Origin of the sequence: Streptomyces sp. SudanB182_2057, from assembly GCF_964272715.1 — a bacterium.
GTDB lineage: Bacteria > Actinomycetota > Actinomycetes > Streptomycetales > Streptomycetaceae > Streptomyces > Streptomyces rubradiris.
This window is the reverse complement of sequence record NZ_OZ186798.1, coordinates 2,737,397-2,755,251: the sequence shown is the minus strand read 5'-3', so window position 1 is coordinate 2,755,251 and position 17,855 is coordinate 2,737,397. Positions and strand designations below refer to the sequence as shown.

The following is a 17,855-nucleotide window of genomic DNA, read 5'->3' as shown; positions in this document are numbered from 1 at the left end:
CCTCCTGGCATGAGTGCTGAGGTCTGGCTTCCCATTCCGCCCGAGGAGATCGAGGGGCTGCCCGCCGGGCCCCGTTACCTGTTCTGGGACGGTGGCGCGGACGGCGACCAGCCGTTTCCCGGCGACCCGGCGCGGTGCGCGGTCTACGTGGTGCCGTACATGAAGCGGCTGTCGGTCCGGGTGGGCCCGCTGCCGCACCTGACGAACGTCCGGGTCGTGCAGACGCTCACCGCCGGCGTCGACGACATCACCGCACGGCTTTCGGACATCCCGCCGGGCGTACGCCTGTGCAACGCGCGGGGCGTGCACGAGACCAGCACGGCCGAGCTGGCGCTCACCTTGACCCTCGCCGCGCTGCGCGGCATCCCGGAATTCGTCCGCGCCCAGCGGCAGGAGCGCTGGGCCGGCGGATTCCACCCCGCCCTCGCCGACAAGAGCGTGCTGATCGTCGGCTACGGGTCCATCGGCGCCGCCATCGAGGACCGGCTCGTGCCCTTCGAGGTCGCGCGGGTCGCACGGGTCGCACGCTCCGGTCGCACGGTAGCGCGCGGTCCCGTGCATCCGATCACCGATGTGCCCTCCCTGCTTCCGCACGCGGACGTCGTGATCCTGTGCACCCCTCTTACGGAGGACACCCGGGGACTCGTGGACGCGGACTTCCTCGCCCGGATGAAAGACGGCGCGCTGCTCGTCAACGTCGCGCGCGGAGCCGTCGTGGACACCAAGGCGCTCCTGGCCGAACTGGAAAGAGGCCGGATCACGGCGGCCCTGGACGTGACGGACCCCGAGCCGCTGCCCCCCGGCCACCCCCTGTGGCAGGCGCCGGGCGTGCTGATCAGCCCGCATGTCGGCGGGCCCTCCTCGGCCTTCCTGCCGCGCGCCAAGCGGCTGATCGCCGACCAGTTGACCCGGTTCGTGAACCGCGAACCCCTGCGGAACGTGATCCTTACGACCGGACCCGAAACGGCGGGAGCAACCGGGCGCTAGGCGCCTTCCGGCACCCTCCGCAATCTTTCGGACGCGCCCCGTACCGGTATACGCCCTGGTCGTCACGGAGCGTAGAGACGCTATGTCCCTGAGTGACGATCCTGGTGTATCGTCCCGGGCAGGGGCAGCGCCGCTGACGTTTCGGCGCCGGGGATGGACATTTCTGATCTGTGAGGGGGGCGACGGGCGATGCACGGCCTATGGACGAACGATCCGACGCGGCGGAGCCGCCGACGGCGACCCTGGCGCACGGCCGCGGGCGGACGCGGCCATCACACCAGCCACCACAACCACCACCAGCGCAGGTACAGCGGCCGTCGCCGGCCGGCGTATCCGGTGCAGCGGGACCGTCAGGACCGGGGAACGGCACGCACCGGGAGGCCCCGGTGAGCGCCCCGACCTCGGTGACGACCCCTATGGGCAGTGCGGTGCGCGCACCGCACCCGCACGAGGCGCCGCCGTCGCGCCGGCCGGTGGCCGGCGAGAACCGGCGCCTGGTGGAGCAGCTCGTCCTCGCCCTGGTCTGCGCGGCCTACGCCGGAGGGTCCGCCTTCGGCTGGGGCTCGGACCGGGTCGCGGACGTGATGGGCGACTTCGGGCTGAGCGCGGCGGCGGCCGCGGCCGCCGTCTCCTGCTTCCTGTACGCCCGCGGCCCGCGGGTGCGCTTCCGGTCCGCCTGGCTGCTGTTCGCCCTCTCGGCGACGATGAGCTCGCTGGGCAACGCGGTCTGGGGGTGGTACGAGGTCGCGCTGAGCGCGCCGGTGCCCAGCCCCAGCTACGCCGACCTGTTCTTCCTGTGCTTCGCGCCGCCCGCCATCGTGGGCCTGCTGGTCCTCGCCAAGCGGCCGGCGAGCAGAGCGGGCTGGATCTGCCTGGGGCTGGACGCCTGGCTGATCGGCGGCTCGCTGCTCACCCTCTCGTGGAGCCTCGCGCTCGCCCAGGCGGCCCGCATCGACGGGTCGAGCGTGGCGCACGCCGCGCTGTCGCTGGCGTACCCGCTGCTCGACATCGCCCTGGTCAGCATGGTGCTGGCGCTGCACTTCCGGCGCGCCCCGGGCAACCGCACGGCGGTGAACACCGCGATCGGCGCGCTCGCGCTGACCGTACTGTGCGACGCGCTGTTCACCTCGCCGCTGCTGCACAGCAGTTACCGCTCCGGGCGGCTGCTGGACGCCGGCTGGTTCGCCGGTTCCCTGCTGCTCGCCTACGCGCCCTGGGCCGCGCCCCGGCGCCAGGGCGGGCCGGAGGCGCACGCGCCCGACGGGCACACGCGCGTGGTCCACGAACACGTGCCGGGCCAGCGCGGCACCGGCCAGTGGAGCACGGGCCAGTGGAGCACGGGGCACCACCCCGCGCCCCCGCTGCCCGCGCCGGGCGGCGACCACCTCCGGTACCCGGCCGGCCGGCCGCTCACCGGCTCCCTCGCCGCGCTCACCCCGTATCTCGCCGCGGCCGTGTGCACCCTGGGGATCCTGTACAACGTCCTCAACGGCCGCAGGCCCGACCACGTCGTGCTGATCACGGCGGGCGCCGTGGTGCTGGCGCTCGTCATCCGGCAGGGCATCATGCTGCTGGACAACATCACCCTCACCCAGGAACTGGCGCAGAAGGAGAACCACTTCCGCTCCCTGGTGCAGGGCTCCAGCGACGTCATCATGATCGCCGCGCCCAACGGCGTCCTGCGCTACGTCTCCCCGGCCGCCGCCGGGGTGTACGGCCGGCCCGCCGAGGAACTGGTGGGCACCGAGCTGGCCGCCCTCATCCACCCGGAGGACCTGGGCTGCGTGGTGCACGAGGTGCGCCGCTTCCTGGCCGCGAGCCCGGTGGAGGAGCCCACCACGCGCATCGAGTGCCGGTTCCGCTCCGGCGACGGGGGCTGGCTCAACGTCGAGTCGACCGTCAACCGCCACCACGGCGGGCTGATCTTCAACAGCCGGGACGTCACCGAGCGGGTCCGCCTCCAGGCGCAGTTGCAGCACAACGCCGAGCACGACCCGCTGACCGACCTGCCCAACCGCGCGCTGTTCACCCGGCGGGTGCAGCAGGCCCTGGCCGGCCGCCGGGCCACCGACCGGGGCGCCGCGCTGCGCGGTACGGCGGTGCTCTTCATCGACCTCGACGGGTTCAAGGCGGTCAACGACACGATCGGGCACCAGGCCGGCGACGAGCTGCTCATCCAGGCCGCCCGCAGACTCCAGGAGGCGGTCCGGCAGGGCGACACCGCCTCCCGGCTCGGCGGTGACGAGTTCGCGGCCCTGATCGTCGGCGACGGCACCCGGGACCGGGCCGCCCGGGAGCGCAACATCCTGGAACTGGCCGACCGGCTGCGGGTGACCCTCTCCCAGCCGTACGCCATCGACGGCAACGACGTCCGGGTCGCCGCCTCCATCGGCGTCGCCTTCGCCGAACCCGGCCTGGGCGCGGGCGAGCTGCTGAGAAACGCCGACCTGGCGATGTACCGCGCGAAGTCGGCCGGAAAGGGCCGGGTCGAGCTGTACAAGCCGCAGATGCAGCAGGACGTCGTCCGCAAGGCGGAGCTGGCCACGCGCCTGCGCGCCGCGCTGCACGACGGCGAGTTCACGCTGCTGCACCAGCCGGTGGTGTGCCTGGAGAGCGGCCGGATCACGACCGTCTCCGCGCAGGCCCGCTGGCGCTCCTCCCAGGGGGTGCTGTTCACCCCGGCGGAGTTCCTGCGGGTGGCCGACGACGCCGACAAGACCGCCGAGCTGGACCGCTGGATCCTCCAGCAGGCCGTCCAGCAGGCGGCCGAGCGGGCCGCCGCCGGGGTCGCCGTACCGGTCACGGTCCGGATGAGCGCCCGGCGGCTGCTGGACCGCTCGTCCCCGCTGGGCTCGGTGGAGGCGCTGCTGAACCGGCACGGGCTGCCGCCCGGGGCGCTGGTCGTGGAGCTGTCCGACACCGACCCCCGCGTCTCGCTGGACGAGCTGGAACGGCGGCTGACCGCGCTCAGCCGGCTCGGGGTGCGGATCGCCCTGGACGGCTTCGGCAGCGGCTACGCGGCCATCACGGCGCTGCGGCGGCTGCCCGTGGACATCCTCAAGCTCGACCGCGGTCTGGTCGAGGGCGTGGTGGAGTCCACGCGGCTGCACAAGATCACCAGTGGTCTGCTGCGGATCGCCGGTGACTTGGGCCTGCAGACGGTGGCCGAGGGCGTCGACCTGCCCGAGCAGGCGATCGCGCTGCGCGCCATGGGCTGCGCCCACGGCCAGGGCATGGCGTTCGCCGGTCCGCTGGACGAGTACCGGCTGCGCCGGGCGCTCGGTTCCGGTCACTACCCGGTGCCGCACGCCTCGGTCGAACCCGCGTTCGCGGGCAGTGCGAGGGAGCCCAACGGGGTGTACACAGGGGGTGTTCCCGCTGTCTTCGGAGGCGGCAGTGCCCTTCGCTCACATTCTGAGACTCCCGTCCCACCCACTTGACACGTGGTGCGTGCCGGGGGGAGGGTCAGTTCCATGCGCACCCGAATTCTCGTACTTGGACAGCGCGTCGGCTGAGCTGGGACCCACCGGAGGACGATCCGGAATCCCCAGCGACCTCACCGGCGCGCTCCCCTCGCTTGCCTTGTGGCACGAGGGGTTTTTTGTTGCACGAGCGCCTTTCGTGCAGCGCCCCAGATCCGCCCGAACCTCGCAAAAACCCTCAGCATCGAGAAGAGAATGCCGATGACCGAGCAGGCCACCGGGGCCCACCATCCGCAGCCGCGGCCCCGTTCCGGAGGACAGCAGTCCGCCCCCGTCGAGCACGTCACGGGTGCGCAGTCCCTCATCCGCTCCCTCGAGGAGGTCGGCGCGGACACGGTATTCGGCATTCCCGGCGGCACGATCCTCCCGGCGTACGACCCGCTGATGGACTCCACCCGGGTGCGGCACGTCCTGGTCCGGCACGAGCAGGGCGCCGGCCACGCCGCCACCGGCTACGCGCAGGCCACCGGCAAGGTCGGCGTCTGCATGGCCACCTCGGGACCCGGTGCCACCAACCTGGTCACCCCGATCGCCGACGCCAACATGGACTCCGTCCCGCTGGTCGCGATCACCGGGCAGGTGGTGTCCTCCGCGATCGGCACGGACGCCTTCCAGGAGGCGGACATCGTCGGCATCACCATGCCGATCACCAAGCACAGCTTCCTGGTCACCAAGGGCGAGGACATCCCGCGGGTGATCGCGGAGGCGTTCCACATCGCCTCCACCGGCCGCCCCGGACCGGTCCTGGTCGACATCCCCAAGGACATCCTCCAGAAGAAGACCACCTTCTCCTGGCCGCCGGTGATGGACCTGCCCGGCTACCGCCCGGTGACCAAGCCGCACGCCAAGCAGATCCGCGAGGCGGCCAAGCTCATCACCGCCGCGAAGCGCCCCGTCCTCTACGTCGGCGGCGGCGTCCTCAAGGCACAGGCCACGGCCGAGCTGAAGGTCCTCGCCGAGCTGACCGGCGCCCCGGTCACCACCACGCTGATGGCGCTCGGCGCGTTCCCCGACAGCCACCCGCTGCACGTCGGCATGCCCGGCATGCACGGCAGCGTCGCCGCGGTCACCGCGCTGCAGAAGGCCGACCTGATCGTGGCCCTCGGCGCCCGCTTCGACGACCGCGTCACCGGCAAGCTGGACAGCTTCGCGCCCTACGCCAAGATCGTCCACGCGGACATCGACCCGGCCGAGATCGGCAAGAACCGGGCGGCGGACGTGCCGATCGTCGGCGACGCCCGCGAGGTCATCGCCGACCTGGTCCAGGCCGTGCAGAAGGAGCACAGCGAGGGCCACACGGGCGACTACACCGCCTGGTGGAGCGACCTGAACCGGTGGCGCGAGACCTACCCGCTCGGCTACGACCTGCCCGAGGACGGCTCGCTCTCCCCGCAGCAGGTCATCGAGCGCATCGGCAGGCTGGCCCCCGAGGGCACGATCTTCGCCGCGGGCGTCGGCCAGCACCAGATGTGGTCCGCGCACTTCATCCAGTACGACCAGCCCGCCACCTGGCTGAACTCCGGCGGCGCCGGGACGATGGGCTACGCGGTCCCCGCCGCCATGGGCGCCAAGGCCGGCCGCCCGGAGCGGACGGTGTGGGCGATCGACGGCGACGGCTGCTTCCAGATGACCAATCAGGAGCTGACCACCTGCGCCCTGAACAACATCCCGATCAAGGTCGCCATCATCAACAACGGCGCCCTCGGGATGGTCCGCCAGTGGCAGACCCTCTTCTACAACCAGCGCTACTCCAACACCGTGCTGCACAGCGGCCCGGACGACGTCAACCCGGACGCCCGCGGCACCCGGGTGCCGGACTTCGTGAAGCTGTCCGAGGCGATGGGCTGCGTGGCCCTGCGCTGCGAGCGCCCCGAGGACCTGGACAAGGTCATCGAGGAGGCCAACTCCATCAACGACCGCCCGGTGGTGGTCGACTTCATCGTCCACGAGGACGCCATGGTCTGGCCGATGGTCGCCGCCGGCACCTCCAACGACGAGATCATGGCCGCCCGGGACGTCCGCCCCGACTTCGGCGACAACGAAGACGACTGACCGTCAACAGGCAAGGAAGAGCAGAACACCCATGTCCAAGCACACGCTCTCCGTCCTGGTGGAGAACACGCCGGGCATCCTCGCCCGGATCGCCGCCCTGTTCTCCCGGCGCGGCTTCAACATCGACTCCCTCGCGGTCGGCGTCACCGAGCACCCCGACATCTCCCGCATCACCATCGTGGTGAACGTCGAGGACCTGCCGCTGGAGCAGGTGACCAAGCAGCTCAACAAGCTCGTCAACGTGCTGAAGATCGTCGAGCTGGAGCCGGGTCAGGCCGTGCAGCGCGAACTCGTCCTGGTGAAGGTCCGCGCCGACAACGAGACCCGCTCCCAGATCGTGGAGATCGTCCAGCTGTTCCGCGCCAAGACCGTGGACGTCTCCCCGGAGGCCGTGACCATCGAGGCCACCGGTTCCAGCGACAAGCTGTCCGCCATGCTCAAGATGCTGGAGCCGTACGGCATCAAGGAGCTGGTCCAGTCCGGCACGATCGCGATCGGCCGCGGCGCCCGTTCGATCACGGACCGCTCACTGCGCGCCCTCGACCGGACGGCATAAGACCCGTCGCGGGCGGCCGGCGATCAACGGCCGCCCGTATCCCGAGACCCCCGAACTTCCTTCCCGCCCGCCGTCATACGGTGGGACGCACCACCTGCACACAAGGAGAACCCAAAGTGGCCGAGCTGTTCTACGACGCTGACGCCGACCTGTCCATCATCCAGGGCCGCAAGGTCGCGGTCATCGGCTACGGCAGCCAGGGCCACGCCCACGCGCTGTCGCTGCGCGACTCCGGTGTCGACGTGCGTGTCGGTCTGCACGAGGGCTCGAAGTCCAAGGCCAAGGCCGAGGAGCAGGGCCTGCGCGTGGTGACCCCTGCCGAGGCCGCCGCCGAGGCCGACGTCATCATGATCCTGGTCCCGGACCCGATCCAGGCCCAGGTCTACGAGGAGTCCATCAAGGACAACCTCAAGGACGGCGACGCGCTGTTCTTCGGCCACGGCTTCAACATCCGCTTCGGCTTCATCAAGCCCCCGGCCGGCGTGGACGTCTGCATGGTCGCCCCGAAGGGCCCGGGCCACCTGGTCCGCCGTCAGTACGAGGAGGGCCGCGGCGTTCCGTGCATCGCGGCCGTGGAGCAGGACGCCTCGGGCAACGCCTTCGCGCTCGCCCTGTCCTACGCCAAGGGCATCGGCGGCACCCGCGCCGGCGTCATCAAGACCACCTTCACCGAGGAGACCGAGACCGACCTCTTCGGCGAGCAGGCCGTGCTGTGCGGTGGCACCTCGGCGCTGGTCAAGGCGGGCTTCGAGACCCTGGTCGAGGCCGGCTACCAGCCGGAGATCGCCTACTTCGAATGCCTGCACGAGCTGAAGCTGATCGTCGACCTCATGTACGAGGGCGGCCTGGAGAAGATGCGCTGGTCCGTCTCCGAGACGGCCGAGTGGGGCGACTACGTCACCGGCCCGCGCATCATCACCGACGCCACCAAGGCGGAGATGAAGAAGGTCCTCGCCGAGATCCAGGACGGCACCTTCGCCCAGAACTGGATGGACGAGTACCACGGCGGCCTGAAGAAGTACGACGAGTACAAGAAGCAGGACTCCGAGCACCTGCTGGAGACCACCGGCAAGCAGCTGCGCAAGCTGATGTCGTGGGTCGACGAGGAGGCCTGACCTCCGCTCCGCGTGGCGGTGTTCCCCGGCCGGGGGGCACCGCCACGCGGCTTCCCGCGCGGGCTCCGTACAAAGTGGAGCCTCTCATCCGGGTGATCCTTCCGCTCAGGCGTAATACAGAACGCGCCGCGCCACTACACTTCTGCACAACACGCGTCAGGCCCACAGCGTCGTGCGTCTTCCGCGGCTAGCCCCCCTCCACCGCCTGCGGCCGTCGGGACGGCCGTCCGCATCGCACATGTGAGGACTCACGTGAGCTCGAAACCCGTCGTACTCATCGCTGAAGAGCTGTCGCCCGCCACCGTCGACGCACTCGGTCCGGACTTCGAGATCCGGCACTGCAACGGAGCGGACCGCTCCGAGCTGCTGCCGGCCATCGCCGAGGTGGACGCGATCCTGATCCGCTCGGCCACCAAGGTCGACGCCGAGGCCATCGCCGCCGCGAAGAAGCTCAAGGTCGTCGCACGAGCCGGCGTCGGCCTGGACAACGTCGACGTCTCCGCCGCCACCAAGGCCGGCGTGATGGTCGTCAACGCCCCCACCTCCAACATCGTGACCGCCGCCGAGCTGGCCTGCGGTCTCCTCCTCTCCACCGCCCGCAACATCCCGCAGGCCAACGCCGCGCTGAAGAACGGCGAGTGGAAGCGCAGCAAGTACACGGGCGTGGAGCTGGCCGAGAAGACGCTGGGCGTCGTGGGCCTGGGCCGCATCGGTGCCCTCGTCGCGCAGCGCATGTCCGCGTTCGGCATGAAGGTCGTCGCCTACGACCCCTATGTGCAGCCCGCGCGGGCCGCACAGATGGGCGTCAAGGTGCTGTCCCTGGACGAGCTGCTGGAGGTCTCCGACTTCATCACCGTCCACCTGCCCAAGACCCCCGAGACCCTCGGCCTGATCGGCGACGAGGCGCTGCGCAAGGTCAAGCCGAGCGTGCGCATCGTCAACGCCGCGCGCGGCGGCATCGTGGACGAGGCGGCGCTGTACGCGGCGCTGAAGGAGGGCCGGGTCGCCGGCGCGGGCCTGGACGTGTACGCGAAGGAGCCGTGCACCGACTCCCCGCTGTTTGAGCTGGACCAGGTCGTCTGCACCCCGCACCTGGGCGCGTCGACCGACGAGGCGCAGGAGAAGGCCGGCATCGCCGTCGCCAAGTCCGTCCGCCTCGCGCTCGCCGGCGAGCTGGTGCCGGACGCGGTCAACGTCCAGGGCGGCGTCATCGCCGAGGACGTCAAGCCGGGCCTGCCGCTGGCCGAGCACCTGGGCCGGATCTTCACCGCGCTGGCCGGTGAGGTCGCGGTCCGCCTCGACGTCGAGGTCTACGGCGAGATCACCCAGCACGACGTGAAGGTGCTGGAGCTGTCGGCGCTCAAGGGCGTCTTCGAGGACGTCGTGGACGAGACCGTGTCCTACGTCAACGCGCCGCTGTTCGCCCAGGAGCGCGGGGTCGAGGTGCGCCTGACCACCAGCTCGGAGTCGTCCGACCACCGCAACGTGGTGACCGTGCGCGGCACGCTGGGCACCGGCGAGGAGATCTCGGTCTCCGGCACGCTGGCCGGCCCGAAGCACGTCCAGAAGATCGTCGCGGTCGGCGAGTACGACGTCGACCTCGCGCTCGCCGACCACATGCTGGTGCTGCGCTACGAGGACCGCCCGGGTGTCGTCGGCACCGTCGGCCGCATCCTCGGCGAGGCGGGCATCAACATCGCCGGTATGCAGGTGGCCCGCGCGGCGGTGGGCGGCGAGGCGCTGGCCGTACTGACCGTCGACGACACGGTGGGCTCCACCGTACTGGCCGAACTCTCCGCGGAGATCGGGGCCGCGTCGGCCCGCTCGGTCAACCTCGTCTGACCACCACATAAAACGCCGGACGGACCGAGAACCCCTCGGCCCGCCCGGCGTTTTCCGTATCCGCTCGGTCGCCCCGCCCCGCCGCCCCCCGCCGGGACCGCACCCGGCCGGGCCACGCTCACAGCCGGGCCCGCTTCAGTGCCATGTGCAACAGGAGGCGGTCCTCGCCGTCGTCCAGGTCCAGGCCGGTGAGCTGTTCGACGCGGGAGAGGCGGTAGTACAGGGTCTGGCGGTGGATGCCCAGCTCGGACGCCGTGCGCCCGGCCTGGCCCGCGCAGTCCAGGTAGATCTCCGCCGTGCGGGCGAGTTCCGCGTGGGCGGGGGAGAGGAGCGCGCCGACCACCCTGTCGTGCGCGGTCTCCGGCGGCAGCGCGGTCAGCAGCCGGTACGCCCCGATCCGCGCCCACTGGGCGACCGGCCCTAGCCGTGGTTCGGCCAGCGCGGCGCGCGCCGCGTCGAACGCCTGCTGCCACATCGTGCCCAGGTCCGCGAGGCCCGCGCCGGGCTCCCCGATGCCGGCGGCGTGACCGGTGGCCCGGGCGGCGAGCCCGGCCGCCCCGCCGGGCCGCGCCGCCACGGCCGCCGCCGTGCGCGCCCCGGCGCCGCGCGCCCGCGCGCCCCGGGACTCCTCGGCCTCCTTCAGCAGCCGGGTGGCGGCGGCCACCGCGGGGGCTGTCGTGTCCGGGGTGCGCAGCCGCACCAGGACCGCGAGGCTCAGGCCGGCCGCTCCCCAGGGCAGGGTGCACAGGGCCGTGGCGTGCGGGACCGTGCGCGGCGCGGGGACGTCGTCCGGGTCGGCCGACGGCCAGGGCGCGACACAGACCAGCGTGTGCGGGCCGTCGGCGCGGGGGCCGAGCGCGGTGCGCAGCTCGGCCACCGCCATGTCCCGCTGCCAGCCCCGGTCCGCGGTGAGCACCGCCCGCAGCTCCCGGCTCAGCCCCGCCCCGGCCTCCGCCTCGTCGGCGAGCAGCGCGCCGATCCGGTCCGCCACCCGCATGGCGGCGGTCAGCTGGGCGTCGGTCGGCCCCGGGTCGCCGTCCAGCAGCCAGACGTAGCCGAGGACGACGTTCCGGTGGCGGACGGGCAGGCAGATCCGGCCCCGGTAGACACCGGCCTGAGGGCTCGGCGGGATGCGCACCGGCGCGGTCGCCCGGGTGATGCCGAACCCCTCGAACCAGGCCCGGACGGTCGCCGTGGAGCGCCGGGTCAGGATCGAGCGGGTGCGCACCGGGTCCAGCGCGGAGGGATCCAGCTCGTCCTCGCTGTCGTAGGCCCCGAAGGCGATCAGCTCGAAGTCGCGGTTCTCCAGGGTCGCGGGCACGCCCAGCAACTCGGAGATCTCGTCCACCAGCTCCTGGTAGTCCGCCTTGAACGCCTTGAAATCCGCCGCCACCCGGGCATTCTCCCCCATTCCCCGGCCGCCTTCATACATCTGTCTGAGATCTCGGGCACGGATGCGTGACAGCTGTCGATGGCCCAGGATCGGAGAGATCCTTAGGTTTCACGGTGGTTCTCCGTGCCGTACCCGAATCGTCGGGTGTCGGCCTCTTTGGTGCTTGTCTGTGGAGGTGCCCCGTGCTGGGTCCCGTGATTCTCGCCGCGTCGCGCAGCGACCGGATGCGACGCCTGATCTCGGCGGCCCCGGTGACCAAGCAGGTCGTCGACCGCTTCATACCCGGCGAGACCGTCGCCGACATCGTCCCGATCGTCGAGGATCTGACGGCCAAGGGGCTGGAGCTGACGATGGACGTCGTCGGCGAGGACATCACCACCCCGGAGCAGGCCACCGCCGCCCGGGACGCCTACCTGGCGCTGATCGACCACCTCAAGGGCCTGGAACTGGGCGAGAAGGTCGAGATGTCGGTCAAGCTCTCCATGTTCGGCCAAGCCCTCCCGTCGCCCACCACCACCCTGAAGGAAGGGCCCTCCGGGCCCGCCCCTACATTCCACGGCGGCCACGAGCTGGCCCTCGCCAACGTCCGCCCGGTCGTCGAGGCCGCCGCCGCCATCGGGACGACGGTCACCCTGGACGCCGAGGACCACACCACCCTCGACTCGATGTTCGCCATCCACGAGGAGCTGCGGAAGGACTTCCCGCAGACCGGCTGCGTCATCCAGGCCTACCTGTTCCGCACCGAGGCCGACGCCCGCCGCCTCGCCGAGTCCGGCAGCCGGGTCCGCCTGGTCAAGGGCGCCTACAAGGAGCCCGCCGAGGTCGCCTACCAGCAGAAGCACGAGATCGACAAGGCCTACGTGCGGATCCTGCGGATCCTGATGGAGGGCGAGGGCTACCCGATGATCGGGTCCCACGACCCGCGCCTGATCGCCATCGCCCAGGAGCTGGCCCACAAGGCCGGCCGTAAGCTCGACGAGTACGAGTTCCAGATGCTGTACGGCATCCGGAGCGAGGAGCACCTGCGGCTGGCCGCCGAGGGTCACCGCATGCGCGTCTACACGGCCTACGGCACCGACTGGTACGGCTACTTCATGCGCCGTCTCGCGGAGAAGCCGGCGAACCTCCGGTTCTTCCTCCGTTCCATGGTCAGCAAGGGCTGAGCCCACCACCCGCTCACGTACAAGGAGTTACGGATCTCATGGACGCTGTGACCCAGGTCCCCACCCCCGTCAACGAGCCGGTGCACGGCTACGCCCCCGGCTCGCCCGAGCGCCTCCGCCTGGAGGCCAAGCTCAAGGAGCTGGCCGAGAACCCGATCGAGCTGCCGATGACCATCGGCGGCGAGAAGCGGCTGGGCGGCGGCGAGCCGTTCCAGGTGGTCCAGCCGCACAACCACAAGGCCGTCATCGGCACCGGCCGGCACGCCACCCAGCAGGACGCCCGCGACGCCATCGACGCGGCCCTGGCCGCCGCCCCCGCCTGGCGCGCGATGTCCTTCGACGACCGCGCCGCGATCATCCTGCGCGCCGCCGAGCTGCTGGCCGGCCCGTGGCGCGAGACGATCGCCGCGTCCACCATGCTGGGCCAGTCCAAGACCGCCCAGCAGGCCGAGATCGACTCGCCCTGTGAGCTGGTGGACTTCTGGCGCTTCAACGTCCACTACGCCCGCCAGATCATCGCCGAGCAGCCCCCGGCGAACTCCCCGGGCGTGTGGAACCGTCTGGACCACCGCCCGCTGGAGGGCTTCGTCTACGCGATCACGCCGTTCAACTTCTCGGCGATCGCGGCCAACCTGCCCACCGCCCCCGCCCTGATGGGCAACGTGGTGGTCTGGAAACCGTCCCCGACGCAGACCCACGCCGCCGTGCTGCTCATGCGGCTGCTGGAGGAGGCGGGCCTGCCCAAGGGCGTCATCAACCTCGTCACCGGCGACGGCATCGCGGTCTCCGAGGTCGCCCTGGAGCACCGGGACCTCGCGGGTATCCACTTCACCGGCTCGACCAAGACCTTCCAGTACCTGTGGAAGACGGTCGGCAACAACATCGAGAAGTACCGCTCCTACCCGCGTCTGGTCGGCGAGACCGGCGGCAAGGACTTCCTGGTCGCCCACCCCTCGGCCGACCGCGCGGTGCTGAAGACCGCCCTGACCCGCGGTGCCTTCGAGTACCAGGGCCAGAAGTGCAGCGCCACCTCCCGCGCCTACATCCCGGCCTCCATCTGGAACTCGGGCTTCAAGGAGGAGTTCGCGGCCGAGGTCGACTACCTGACCATGGGTGACGTCACCGACCTGTCGAACTTCATGGGCGCCGTCATCGACGACCGCGCGTTCGCCAAGAACAAGGCCGCCATCGACCGTGCCAAGGCCGACCCCGCGTGCACCATCGTCGCGGGCGGCTCCTACGACGACTCGGTGGGCTACTTCGTCCGCCCGACCGTCATCGAGTGCACCGACCCGGAGAACGAGGTCTTCACCACCGAGTACTTCGGCCCGATCCTCGCGGTGTACGTCTACGAGGACGACCAGTACGACGAGATGCTGACCCAGATGGAGTCGGTGTCGGACTACGCCCTCACCGGCTCGGTCATCGCCAACGACCGCGCGGCGGCGGCGTACACGATGGAGAAGCTCCGCTTCGCCGCGGGCAACTTCTACATCAACGACAAGTCGACCGGCGCCGTCGTCGGCCAGCAGCCCTTCGGCGGCGGCCGCGCCTCCGGCACCAACGACAAGGCCGGCGCCCCCCAGAACCTCCTGCGCTGGACCCTGACCCGCGCCATCAAGGAGACCCTGGTCCCGCCGACCGACTACGGGTACCCGCACATGGGCTGACCGCCCCCGCGATCCCGGCCCGGGACGCCCGCTCTCGCAGCGGGCCTCCCGGGCCGTCGCCATGTCCGGCGGGGCATACTGCCGTCATGACTCCTCGGCCCCGGCTCGTCCACACCGCCGACCTCGGACCCGGCGAACTCAGGGAGATACGCGCGCTGTTGGACCACGCCTTCGACGGGGACTGCTCCGACGACGACGAGGACCACTGGCTGGGCGGGACGCACGCGCTGATCGAGGACGGCGCGGGGCTCGCCGCGCACGGGGCCCTCGTGATGCGCCGGGTGCGGCACGGGGGGCGGTGGCTGCGCACCGGGTACGTCGAGGGCGTGGCCGTACGGGCCGACGTGCGGCGCACCGGGCTCGGCGGGCGGGTGATGGCCGAGCTGGAGCGGATGATCGACCGGGCCTACGACCTCGGCGCGCTGTCGGCGAGCGACGAGGGTGCCCTGCTGTACGCCGCCCGGGGCTGGCAGTGCTGGCCCGGACCGGTGCACGCCCTCTCCCCGGAGGGCATCGTCCGGCTGCCGGACGAGGAGGGCGGGGTGTACGTGTGGCCCGGCCCCGCCGTTCCGCTCGAGCCGTCCGGCGAACTCGTCTTCGACTGGCGGGACGGCGACGTCGTCTGACGGCGCGTCGCGCGGCTGGATGAAAGCCCAGCTCAGCGGCTTCTTCGTCTCAGATAGTAGGAAGTCCGAGTAATTGTGCAGACAGGCGCGGGCCGCTCCCTTAACGTGAGAGAAGCCGAACGTCTCGCTCCATCCAGCGAATGGCGGTCGTGAGCCGGCCCGCGCAGGCAATCCCTGCGGCCAAGCGCTCCCCGCCCCTTCCGGCGTCTCGCATTCCCCAATGCCGTGCTCCACGCATGCCGAAGGAGTCGATTGCCATGGCCGAGACCACCGTCCGCCGCCGAGTCCGTCACGTGTCCCGTACGAGCGAGTCCGACCGCAAGAACGCCGCCGCCGCCCTCCAGCGCGCCCTCGACCGCCGGGACAACGGCGGCCAGACCGGGCACTGAGCCGGGCCGGCGCGTGCGGACCGACGCCCGCCGTCCGCATCGCGGACAGGTCGTGTCATCACCTGGGACGAGGGGTAGGGTGCCGACATGTCTCGCAGCATCAATCTCGCAGTGATCCCCGGTGACGGCATCGGCCAGGAGGTCGTGGCCGAGGGTCTGAAGGTCCTCTCCGCCGTCCTTCCGCAGGATGTGAAGCTGGAGACCAAGGAGTACGACTTCGGCGCCCAGCGCTACCACGCCACCGGTGAGACCCTCACCGACGCCGACCTGGAGCAGCTCAAGGGCCACGACGCCATCCTGCTCGGCGCGATCGGCGACCCGTCCGTGCCGTCCGGCGTCCTGGAGCGCGGCTTCCTGCTGAAGCTCCGCTTCGCCTTCGACCACCACGTCAACCTGCGCCCGTCCAAGCTGCTCCCCGGTGTCGCCACCCCGCTGGCCGGCCAGCCGGAGATCGACTTCGTCGTGGTCCGCGAGGGCACCGAGGGCCCGTACACGGGCAACGGCGGCACCATCCGCAAGGGCACCGCGCACGAGGTCGCCACCGAGGTGTCCGTCAACACGGCCTACGGCGTCGAGCGCGTCGTCCGCGACGCCTTCGAGCGCGCCCAGGCCCGCCCGCGCAAGAAGCTCACGCTGGTCCACAAGAACAACGTGCTGACCTTCGCCGGGCACCTGTGGACGAACATCTTCACCAAGGTGGCCGAGGAGTACCCCGAGGTCACCACCGACTACATCCACGTCGACGCCGCGACGATCTACCTCGTCACCGACCCCGGCCGCTTCGACGTCATCGTCACCGACAACCTCTTCGGCGACATCATCACCGACCTCGCCGCGGCCGTCTCCGGCGGCATCGGCGTGGCCGCCTCCGGCAACATCAACCCCAGCCGCGAGTTCCCGTCCATGTTCGAGCCGGTCCACGGCTCGGCCCCGGACATCGCCGGCCAGGGCAAGGCCGACCCCACCGCCACCGTCCTGTCCGTCGCCCTGCTGCTGCGTCACCTGGGCTACGAGGCGGAGGCCGACCGCATCGACGCGGCGGTGACCGCCGACCTGACCGAGCGCGCCGGGAAGCCGGCCCGCTCCACCTCCGAGATCGGCGACGCGCTCGCCGTACGCGTAGCCGGCTGACCCGCCGAGCTACACCCAGCCGCCGGGTCGCGCATCGCACCCGGCGGCTTCTGCCATGTCCCGCCGGGTGTCACCATCGACCCCTGGGCCGCCTCACCCCGATTCCGTCTGCCGTCGGCCGCGCGCGATAATCGAACGCGGAGCCGCGATATGAGGGAATGCTCGGACGTCCGATCACCGACGACCGGCAGTGCAGGCGTGAGCGCGGCCCGTCACTACAACCGGTGAAGGACAACCACTGATGACGACGCCCACGATCGAGCTCAAGCCGTCCGCCAGCCCGCTCGCCGCCGCAGAGCGCGAGGCGATCCTGGCCGACCCCGGCTTCGGCCGCCACTTCACCGACCACATGGTGACGATCAAGTGGACCGAGGGCCGCGGCTGGCACGACGCCCAGCTCGTGCCGTACGGCCCGATCTCCCTGGACCCCTCCACGGCCGTCCTGCACTACGGCCAGGAGATCTTCGAGGGGCTGAAGGCCTACCGCCAGCCGGACGGCTCGGTCGCGCTGTTCCGTCCCGAGGCCAACGCCCGCCGGTTCCGCAGCTCCGCCCGCCGCATGGCCATGGCCGAGCTGCCCGAGGAGCTGTTCATCGCCGCGCTGGACGCGCTGCTCACCCAGGACGCCGACTGGGTCCCGCCGCACGGCGGCGAGGCATCCCTCTACCTGCGGCCGTTCATGTTCGCCACGGAGGCCGCGCTCGGCGTCCACCCGGCCAACGAGTACCTGTTCATGCTGATCGCCTCCCCGTCCGGCGCCTACTTCTCCGGCGGCGTGAAGCCGGTCACCATCTGGGTCGCCGAGGACCACGTCCGCGCGGTCCCGGGCGGCACCGGCGACGCCAAGACCGGCGGCAACTACGCGGCGTCCCTGCTGCCGCAGGCCGAGGCCGCCGCGCACGGCTGCGACCAGGTCGTCTACCTCGACGCGGTGACCCGCACCAAGGTCGAGGAGTCCGGCAGCATGAACGTCGCCTTCGTCTACGGCGACCGGATCGTCACCCCCGCGCTCAGCGGCTCCATCCTGGAGGGCATCACCCGCGACTCCATCCTCCAGGTCGCCCGCGACCTCGGCTACACGGCCGAGGAGGGCACGGTCACCCTCCAGCAGTGGCGTGAGGACGCGGCGTCCGGCGCGCTGACCGAGGTCTTCGCATGCGGCACCGCGGCGGTGGTCACGCCCATCGGCCACGTCAAGACCAAGACCGACCAGTGGTCCCACGGCGACGGTGCCACCGGGCCGGTGACCATGCGGCTGCGGGAAGCGCTGCTGTCCGTCCAGCGGGGCCTCACGGAGGACAAGCACGGATGGATGCACCGGGTCGGTTAGGCGCTCGGTCCGTCGCGCCGCTCAAGGGGCGTCGGGCGACCGCGGGATCGTAGGGATCGCGCGGTCGCCCGGCGCCCCTTTCGCATACCCTCCGGGACCGGCCGTCGCAGCATTAGAGC

13 protein-coding genes are annotated in these 17,855 nt (G+C 71.3%); 12 read left to right on the top strand and 1 reads right to left on the bottom strand.

The window, feature by feature from the left end; all coding sequences use genetic code 11:
* The first annotated feature begins 9 nt into the window (after positions 1–9).
* The 6 genes from ACSURM_RS11620 (at position 10) to serA (ending at position 10,034) form a co-directional block, all read left to right on the top strand.
* A complete protein-coding gene (locus ACSURM_RS11620; RefSeq protein WP_436954919.1) occupies positions 10–987 on the top strand; it encodes a 2-hydroxyacid dehydrogenase in 978 nt (325 codons plus the stop codon).
* Between the two features lie 386 nt (positions 988–1,373).
* Positions 1,374–4,427, top strand: a complete 3,054-nt coding sequence (locus ACSURM_RS11615) for a putative bifunctional diguanylate cyclase/phosphodiesterase (protein WP_436954918.1) — start codon at positions 1,374–1,376, stop codon at positions 4,425–4,427.
* 243 nt (positions 4,428–4,670) lie between these two features.
* A complete protein-coding gene (locus ACSURM_RS11610) occupies positions 4,671–6,521 on the top strand; it encodes an acetolactate synthase large subunit (protein WP_436954917.1) in 1,851 nt (616 codons plus the stop codon).
* 31 nt (positions 6,522–6,552) lie between these two features.
* On the top strand, positions 6,553–7,077 hold the full coding sequence (gene ilvN / locus ACSURM_RS11605) for an acetolactate synthase small subunit (protein ID WP_030793132.1): 525 nt from the start codon (positions 6,553–6,555) through the stop codon (positions 7,075–7,077).
* A 116-nt stretch (positions 7,078–7,193) separates the two neighbouring features.
* Positions 7,194–8,192: a ketol-acid reductoisomerase gene (ilvC, locus tag ACSURM_RS11600; RefSeq protein ID WP_030793129.1), complete on the top strand. Its 999-nt coding sequence runs from the start codon at positions 7,194–7,196 to the stop codon at positions 8,190–8,192.
* A 252-nt stretch (positions 8,193–8,444) separates the two neighbouring features.
* A complete protein-coding gene (gene serA, locus ACSURM_RS11595; protein WP_436954916.1) occupies positions 8,445–10,034 on the top strand; it encodes a phosphoglycerate dehydrogenase in 1,590 nt (529 codons plus the stop codon).
* A gap of 118 nt (positions 10,035–10,152) precedes the next feature.
* On the opposite strand, the gene ACSURM_RS11590 is transcribed toward serA, so the two are convergent.
* On the bottom strand, positions 10,153–11,445 hold the full coding sequence (locus ACSURM_RS11590) for a PucR family transcriptional regulator (protein ID WP_436954915.1): 1,293 nt from the start codon (positions 11,443–11,445) through the stop codon (positions 10,153–10,155).
* Positions 11,446–11,609: 164 nt separating this feature from the next.
* On the opposite strand from ACSURM_RS11590, the gene ACSURM_RS11585 reads away from it, so the two are divergent.
* The 6 genes from ACSURM_RS11585 to ACSURM_RS11560 all read left to right on the top strand — a co-directional run bounded on the left by ACSURM_RS11585 (position 11,610) and on the right by ACSURM_RS11560 (position 17,736).
* Positions 11,610–12,590: a proline dehydrogenase family protein gene (locus ACSURM_RS11585; protein ID WP_436954914.1), complete on the top strand. Its 981-nt coding sequence runs from the start codon at positions 11,610–11,612 to the stop codon at positions 12,588–12,590.
* A 38-nt stretch (positions 12,591–12,628) separates the two neighbouring features.
* The gene (pruA, locus tag ACSURM_RS11580) at positions 12,629–14,260 is read left to right on the top strand and encodes an L-glutamate gamma-semialdehyde dehydrogenase (RefSeq protein WP_436954913.1); all 1,632 of its coding nucleotides are present in this window, start codon (positions 12,629–12,631) and stop codon (positions 14,258–14,260) included.
* Positions 14,261–14,346: 86 nt separating this feature from the next.
* The gene (locus ACSURM_RS11575) at positions 14,347–14,886 is read left to right on the top strand and encodes a GNAT family N-acetyltransferase (RefSeq protein WP_436954912.1); all 540 of its coding nucleotides are present in this window, start codon (positions 14,347–14,349) and stop codon (positions 14,884–14,886) included.
* A 257-nt stretch (positions 14,887–15,143) separates the two neighbouring features.
* The gene (locus ACSURM_RS11570) at positions 15,144–15,275 is read left to right on the top strand and encodes a hypothetical protein (RefSeq protein ID WP_086025501.1); all 132 of its coding nucleotides are present in this window, start codon (positions 15,144–15,146) and stop codon (positions 15,273–15,275) included.
* 87 nt (positions 15,276–15,362) lie between these two features.
* Complete coding sequence (locus ACSURM_RS11565) at positions 15,363–16,406, top strand: 3-isopropylmalate dehydrogenase (protein ID WP_436954911.1); 1,044 nt, start codon at positions 15,363–15,365, stop codon at positions 16,404–16,406.
* 241 nt (positions 16,407–16,647) lie between these two features.
* The gene (locus tag ACSURM_RS11560) at positions 16,648–17,736 is read left to right on the top strand and encodes a branched-chain amino acid aminotransferase (RefSeq protein WP_436954910.1); all 1,089 of its coding nucleotides are present in this window, start codon (positions 16,648–16,650) and stop codon (positions 17,734–17,736) included.
* Positions 17,737–17,855: the final 119 nt, after the last annotated feature.

Bases quoted from the DNA above. Each gene is read 5' to 3' on its own strand.
- ACSURM_RS11620 (WP_436954919.1), top strand. From the start codon at position 10: ATGAGTGCTGAGGTCTGGCTTCCCATTCCGCCCGAGGAGATCGAGGGG.
- ACSURM_RS11610 (WP_436954917.1), top strand. From the start codon at position 4,671: ATGACCGAGCAGGCCACCGGGGCCCACCATCCGCAGCCGCGGCCCCGT.
- ilvN (WP_030793132.1), top strand. From the start codon at position 6,553: ATGTCCAAGCACACGCTCTCCGTCCTGGTGGAGAACACGCCGGGCATC.
- ACSURM_RS11590 (WP_436954915.1), bottom strand. From the start codon at position 11,445: ATGGGGGAGAATGCCCGGGTGGCGGCGGATTTCAAGGCGTTCAAGGCG.
- pruA (WP_436954913.1), top strand. From the start codon at position 12,629: ATGGACGCTGTGACCCAGGTCCCCACCCCCGTCAACGAGCCGGTGCAC.
- ACSURM_RS11575 (WP_436954912.1), top strand. From the start codon at position 14,347: ATGACTCCTCGGCCCCGGCTCGTCCACACCGCCGACCTCGGACCCGGC.
- ACSURM_RS11570 (WP_086025501.1), top strand. From the start codon at position 15,144: ATGGCCGAGACCACCGTCCGCCGCCGAGTCCGTCACGTGTCCCGTACG.
- ACSURM_RS11565 (WP_436954911.1), top strand. From the start codon at position 15,363: ATGTCTCGCAGCATCAATCTCGCAGTGATCCCCGGTGACGGCATCGGC.
- ACSURM_RS11560 (WP_436954910.1), top strand. From the start codon at position 16,648: ATGACGACGCCCACGATCGAGCTCAAGCCGTCCGCCAGCCCGCTCGCC.